We start from the raw sequence: 6349 nt of genomic DNA, 5'->3' as shown, positions 1-6349 counted from the left end.
CGCCTTCGGCGCTTGTCTTTGTCCAGGATTAGACTGATTTTGATGATTAGACTGATTTCATAAAATATCTTTATCATTCTGCAGAAAGTTTCCTATAAAGAAGAATGCACGTTTCCATAAGAGAAATAAAATCATCAAAATCATCAAAATCAGTCTAATCCTGGACAAAGACAAGCGCCGAAGGCGCTCACCCCCGCTTTATACCGCTTCCACTTTCCGCTCTCCAATCTGTTGCCTCCACATAGCGTAATACAGGCCCTTTTCCTCTACCAGATCTTCATGCTTGCCCACTTCTACAATACGTCCTTTTTCCAGTACATAAATGCGATCTGCATGCATGATCGTGCTCAAACGATGCGCAATCATCACGGTGATATGTTGCTTGGTGGAAGTTACTTCACGAACAGTCGTCGTAATTTCTTCTTCTGTAATAGAGTCCAGTGCAGATGTAGCTTCATCAAATACCAGCAAACGTGGTTTACGCAACAGCGCTCTCGCAATGGATAAACGTTGTTTTTCTCCACCGGAAATTTTAATACCGCCTTCCCCAATCACGGTTTCAAGACCTTTGTCGGCCCGCGCCAGTAAAGAATAACAGGATGCTTTGTTCAGTGCTTCCATCACTTCGGCATCGCTGGCGCCGGGATTCACAAACAACAGGTTTTCTTTAATAGTACCTGCAAACAGCTGTGTATCCTGCGTTACAAAGCCTACCTGGTGACGAAGTTCTTCCATATCCACTTCATTGGCATCTACGCCATTATAGTAAATATGCCCTTCGTTGGCTTTGTATAATCCTACTAACATCTTTACCAGGGTGGTTTTTCCGGAACCGGAAGGCCCCACAAAGGCAATGGTTTCACCTACTTTTACAGAGAAATTTACGTGATCCAGTGCTTTGGTGGCCGCAGTCAGGTGTTTAAAGCCTACCTGCTTGAAAAGCAGTTCATTGATATGGTTCACCTTCACCGGGTTGGCCGGCATTTCCTCCACTGGCGTACTCAAAATGCCCTGGAAGTTTAACAGCGATACCTGCGCCTCCCGGTAGTTGAGAATGATATTACCTAACTCCTGCAACGGGCCAAAAATGAAGAAGGAATACAGTTGTAATGTCATCAGTTGTCCTATACTTACCGTACCATGATAAATATAAAACAACAGCAGAAACAGGATGCTGGAACGCATCAGGTTCACAAATGTACCCTGCACAAAACTGATGCTGCGGATGCTCCGCACTTTTTTCAGTTCCAGCATTAAAATTTTCAGGGTAGTGGAATTTAACCGCCGTATTTCCTGGTTGGTTAATCCCAAACTCTTTACCAGTTCAATGTTACGAAGCGATTCGGTAGTAGATCCCGCCAATGCAGTGGTTTCTTTTACAATCGTCTTCTGTATCACCTTAATTTTCCTGCTCAGTAAACTCATGAGAATAGTGAGCAAAATACAACCGGTGAGATACACAAAAGGCAAGGTCCAGTGCACAGTAGCGGCGTACACCATCACAAACAATACGCCTATCATGGATACAAACAACACATTCACAAAAGCAGTAATAAACTTTTCACAGTCTACCCTCACTTTTTGCAGAATGGCCAGCGTTTCACCACTGCGCTGATCTTCAAACTGTTGATATGGCAGTCGGAGAGAGTGCTTAAGCCCGTCGGTATACACCTGGGCCCCAAATTTCTGAACAATCACGTTCACAAAATAATCCTGGAATGCTTTGGCAATCCTGGATACCATGGCCACACCTATGGCAGCGCCCACCAACAGCAGTACGCCCCATAAATAGTCATTTTCCGGCCTGAAAATAGTTCCCCCCTTTGTTGTCAGTTGGGGATGAGAGGCAAACCTGTCAATGATCCATCCAAAGATCATAGGGTCCATCAGTGAGAAAAGCTGGTTAATACTGGCCAAAGCCATTGCTAATACGACCAACCATTTATATCTCTTTAAATAATGCAGTAATAGTTTCATATGTCCGATTTCCTGAGGTGCAAAGTTACTGCATGTTGCCACATATTGCAGGGAAAAGTACTGGCTATTTTAGCCAAAAATGGTTAACTTAATAGTAAGTTCTTTTAAAGGCATAGGTGATAAAGGATTATCTAAATAAATCTCCACATATGAAGACGTATGATGAAAAACATATCAAAAACATCGTACTGTTAGGTGCACCCAAAAGCGGCAAAACTACCCTCTCTGAAACCATGTTATTCGAAGCCGGCATCATCAGTAAACGAGGTACGATCGAAGAAAAAAATACAATTTCTGACTATCATGAAATTGAGCATGAGCGCGGGAACTCCGTATATGCGACCCTGATGCACACCGAATGGAAAGATTATAAAATCAATATTATTGATACCCCCGGCCTGGAAGATTTTATAGGAGAAGTCATCGCTGCCATACGTGTATCCGACACCGCAGTCATGCTGCTTAACGCCCAATATGGGGTGGAAGTAGGCACTGAACTGGTATGGGATTATGTAGATAAGTACCGGAAACCCACCATCCTGGCGGTGAATCAGCTGGATGCCGAATTAGCCAATTTTAATAAAACCGTGGAAGACGCCGTCCGCATACTTGGACATCCGGTCACCGTCATGCAGTATCCCGTGAACCAGGGCCCCGGATTCAATGCCATCATCGATCTCCTGAAAATGACCATGTACCGTTTCCCCGAAAACGGTGGTAAACCAGAAAAACTACCCATTCCCGATCATGAAAAGGAACGCGCCGACCAGCTGCACAACGAACTCGTGGAAAAAGCCGCCGAAAACGATGATCAGCTCATGGAGCTGTATTTTGAAAAAGGTAGTCTGGATGAGGACGAATTAAGGCAAGGCATCAAAATAGGCATGCTCAATCACCAGGTATTTCCCGTGTTCTGCCTGTCGGCTAAAAAAAACATGGGAAGCGGCCGCCTGATGGGATTTATAGACAATGTAGCGCCTTCCGCTATTGAAATGCCCGCTGAAACAACCACCAATGGTAAATCCGTTCCCTGCGATGCATCCGGCGCTGCCGCGCTGTTTGTATTCAAAACTTTACAGGAGCCACATATAGGCAGGCTCACTTATTTTAAAGTAATGTCGGGAGAAGTGAAAAGCGGTATGGAACTGATCAATACGCAGGGAAACACGACGGAGCGTATCAGCCAGCTGTTTATCGCAGACGGTAAAAACCGTAACGCCGTAGAACGCCTGCAGGCAGGAGACATCGGCTGCACCCTTAAAATGAAAAATACTTTTACCAACCATACACTTGCAGAAAAGAATTTCCCCGGAGAAATTGTCCCCATCGACTTCCCCACTCCCAAAGTACGCGTAGCCATCGAGGCAAAGAATAAGGCAGATGATGAAAAGCTCAGTGAAGTACTGGCAGAAATCCACATGGAAGATCCTACCCTGCTGATAGAATTCAACCGGGAACTGAAACAGGTTATCCTCCACGGTCAGGGAGAACTGCATTTACTCGTGACCAAATGGCGGCTGGAAAACATTTATAAAATGCAGATCGCCTTCCATACCGCGAAAATCCCCTACCGCGAAACAATACAGAAACCCGCACAGGCTTCTTATCGCCATAAAAAACAATCCGGTGGCGCCGGACAGTTTGGTGAGGTATTCATGAAAATAGAACCCTGGTATGAGGGTATGCCACCGTATAAAGAACATACGGTGCGCGACTCTGAAGAAATAGCACTCAACTGGGGCGGTAAACTGGTATTCAATAACTGCATCGTAGGAGGCGCTATCGACAATCGTTTCCTGCCTTCCATTCTCAAGGGCGTCATGGAAAAAATGCAGGAAGGCCCTCTAACGGGATCGTATGTACGTGATATACGGGTAAGTGTATACGACGGAAAAATGCACCCGGTTGACAGCAACGATATTTCCTTTAAAATAGCCGGTATGATGGCTTTTCGCGATGCCTTCCATCAGGCAGCCCCGCAATTGCTGGAACCGGTGTATGACCTGGAAGCCATTGCCCCAGACGTGATGATGGGCGATATTATGAGTGAACTGCAAACACATCGCAGTATCATAACGGGCATGGATACACTAAATGGTTATCAGGTCATTAAAGCACGTACCCCACAGGCAGAAATAGATAAGCTCTTCGCCGCTTTGCGTAACGTTACACAAGGCAAGGCAAAATTAAAATCGCAGTTTGCTGAATATGCACCGGTACCGGCAGACATGCAAAAGAAATTAAGCGAAAACTACAAGGAAGATTTGAGTATTTAAGGCGGCTGCAGCGTCCATTGATAGTCGCGCATCGCATGTGCTAATGTAAACAGCCCTAGTTACCCCATCCTTCCCTGTCAAGACTCCTGAACTGTATGGCCTCCGCCATATGCGCAGGCTCTACACTCCTGCTACCTTCCAGATCCGCAATCGTGCGACTCACCTTCAGTATCCTGTCATATGCCCGCGCCGATAATTTTAGTTTTTGCATGGCCTGCCCCAACTGTTCCCGGCAACGATCACTGACCACACATACAGCAGCGAGCAATTTACTATGCATCTGCGCATTGCAATGTATATCAGGATAAGCAGAAAATCTATCAGCTTGTATACCACGTGCCGTGATCACACGGTCACGTATATACGTACTTTTCTCGGCAGCGTTACCGGATGATAAGTCAGCAAATTTAACAGGCGTAACTTCTACGTGTAAGTCTATACGATCCAGCAAAGGCCCCGATACTTTATTCAAATATTGCTGCACTTGTCCGGGAGCACAGGAACATTCTTTTTCAGGATGGTTGAAATACCCACAGGGACAAGGATTCATGGATGCGAGTAACATGAAGCTGGCCGGAAAATCAATCGCCATTTTGGCCCTTGAAATGGACACTTTTCTTTCTTCTACCGGCTGCCGCATTACCTCCAGCACTTTCCGTTTAAACTCCGGCAATTCATCGAGGAATAACACGCCATTATGCGCCAGCGAAATTTCTCCCGGTTGTGGAATACTGCCACCACCTACCAGCGCCGCATCGCTAATAGTATGATGTGGAGAACGGAACGGCCGGTGTACAATCAGCGAGGCATGTTGCGGTAGTTTCCCCGCCACAGAATGTATTTTGGTCGTTTCCAATGCTTCCTGCAGGGTGAGGGGAGGAAGGATCGTAGGCAAACGCTTGGCCAGCATAGTTTTTCCGGCCCCTGGCGGACCAATTAAAATAGCATTATGCCCACCTGCTGCTGCTATTTCCAGCGCACGCTTTATCTGATGCTGCCCTTTTACTTCACTGAAATCTACCTCAAACTGGTCCTGTGTAATATAAAATTCATCGCGGGCCGGTACTACTGGTTGCAAGGTGTTGGGATCATGAAAAAAGTTAACGGCTTCTGAAATATGTGAAATGCCATATACTTTCAATCCATTCACCATGGCAGCTTCCCGTGCATTTTGTTTGGGCAGTATGCATCCCTGGAAACCGTCTTTCTGCGCCTGCATAGCCATGGGCAACGCGCCTTTAATGGGCTGTATGGTGCCATCCAGCGACAACTCACCCATCATCAGATAGGTTTCCAGGTGCGTAGCCGGTATTTGACCGGATGCGGCCATAATACCGGTAGCAATGGGCAAATCATAGGCAGCACCGGCTTTACGGATATCTGCGGGCGCCATATTTACCACCGTCCGGGTTCTGGGCATGCGCAATCCCATACATTGAATAGTGGATTCAATACGCCGCTCACTTTCTTTTACCGCATTGTCCGGCAGCCCTACTATAAATAATTTATTTCCCTGGGAAGATACATTTACCTCTATGGTAATGGTGATGGCATTAACGCCCTGTATAGCGCTGCCGAAGGTTTTAACAATCATATGGATGTTGGGTTAACTATCATGAAGATACGCAAAAAGCGGAAGGCTTAAAGCAAAAAGCTATTGAAACAGATAATGAAAAGCATCTTCGCTCCCCATCTTCGTTCAATAGCTTTTTGCTTTAAGCCTTCCTCTCTCCGCCTACTTGATCTGTGTCAGCAAATCCAGCACCTTCTCCCTTTTCAGGATCAGGTATCCGATCTTTTCTTTGGCGATACCATCTTTCAACAGATAAGTAAAATGAAGGTCATCTTCTATCACAGTAGATTCAAAATATTTGAATTGAATGCGTTGCTCGGCACGGAGATCTTCCGCTATTTCATAGAGGTGGGTAGACAGAATAAAGAGGCAGTTGGTACTTTGCAGTAATCCCCGGATGACGGCCAGTGAACAGTTTCTGGCGTCTTCCACATTGGTACCTTTAAACATTTCATCAATCAGCACCAGCCAGTTTTTGCCGTTACTAATTTGCAGAATAGTATTCTTGATACGTAATACTTCA

General features: G+C 45.8%; 4 protein-coding genes. 1 reads left to right on the top strand and 3 read right to left on the bottom strand.

All coding sequences use genetic code 11. The features are described 5' to 3' along the window. Nucleotides 1–198: 198 nt before the first annotated feature. Entirely contained in the window at nucleotides 199–1977 is a 1779-nt protein-coding gene (locus VIP81_RS13365; RefSeq protein ID WP_331961254.1) for an ABC transporter ATP-binding protein, read from the bottom strand. 149 nt (nucleotides 1978–2126) lie between these two features. Between VIP81_RS13365 and VIP81_RS13360 the strand changes: the two genes are divergently transcribed. Further along, entirely contained in the window at nucleotides 2127–4253 is a 2127-nt protein-coding gene (locus VIP81_RS13360) for an elongation factor G (protein WP_331961251.1), read from the top strand. 55 nt (nucleotides 4254–4308) lie between these two features. Here the strand turns inward: VIP81_RS13360 and VIP81_RS13355 are convergent, their stop codons facing one another. Together VIP81_RS13355 and VIP81_RS13350 are read right to left on the bottom strand one after the other, a co-directional pair. Next, nucleotides 4309–5847, bottom strand: coding sequence for a YifB family Mg chelatase-like AAA ATPase (locus VIP81_RS13355; protein ID WP_331961248.1), 1539 nt, complete (start codon nucleotides 5845–5847; stop codon nucleotides 4309–4311). Nucleotides 5848–5988: 141 nt separating this feature from the next. Beyond that, on the bottom strand, nucleotides 5989–6349 hold a 361-nt coding region (locus VIP81_RS13350), incomplete at its 5' end, for a MutS-related protein (RefSeq protein ID WP_414649341.1).

This window comes from Chitinophaga sp. (genome assembly GCF_036566945.1).
Lineage (GTDB): Bacteria > Bacteroidota > Bacteroidia > Chitinophagales > Chitinophagaceae > Chitinophaga.
Note: the sequence above shows the minus strand (reverse complement) of the source record. Positions and strands in the feature narration are given on the sequence as shown.

Coding starts and splice junctions, on each gene's coding strand:
- VIP81_RS13365 (WP_331961254.1), bottom strand. CDS start 1,977: ATGAAACTATTACTGCATTATTTAAAGAGATATAAATGGTTGGTCGTA.
- VIP81_RS13360 (WP_331961251.1), top strand. CDS start 2,127: ATGAAGACGTATGATGAAAAACATATCAAAAACATCGTACTGTTAGGT.
- VIP81_RS13355 (WP_331961248.1), bottom strand. CDS start 5,847: ATGATTGTTAAAACCTTCGGCAGCGCTATACAGGGCGTTAATGCCATC.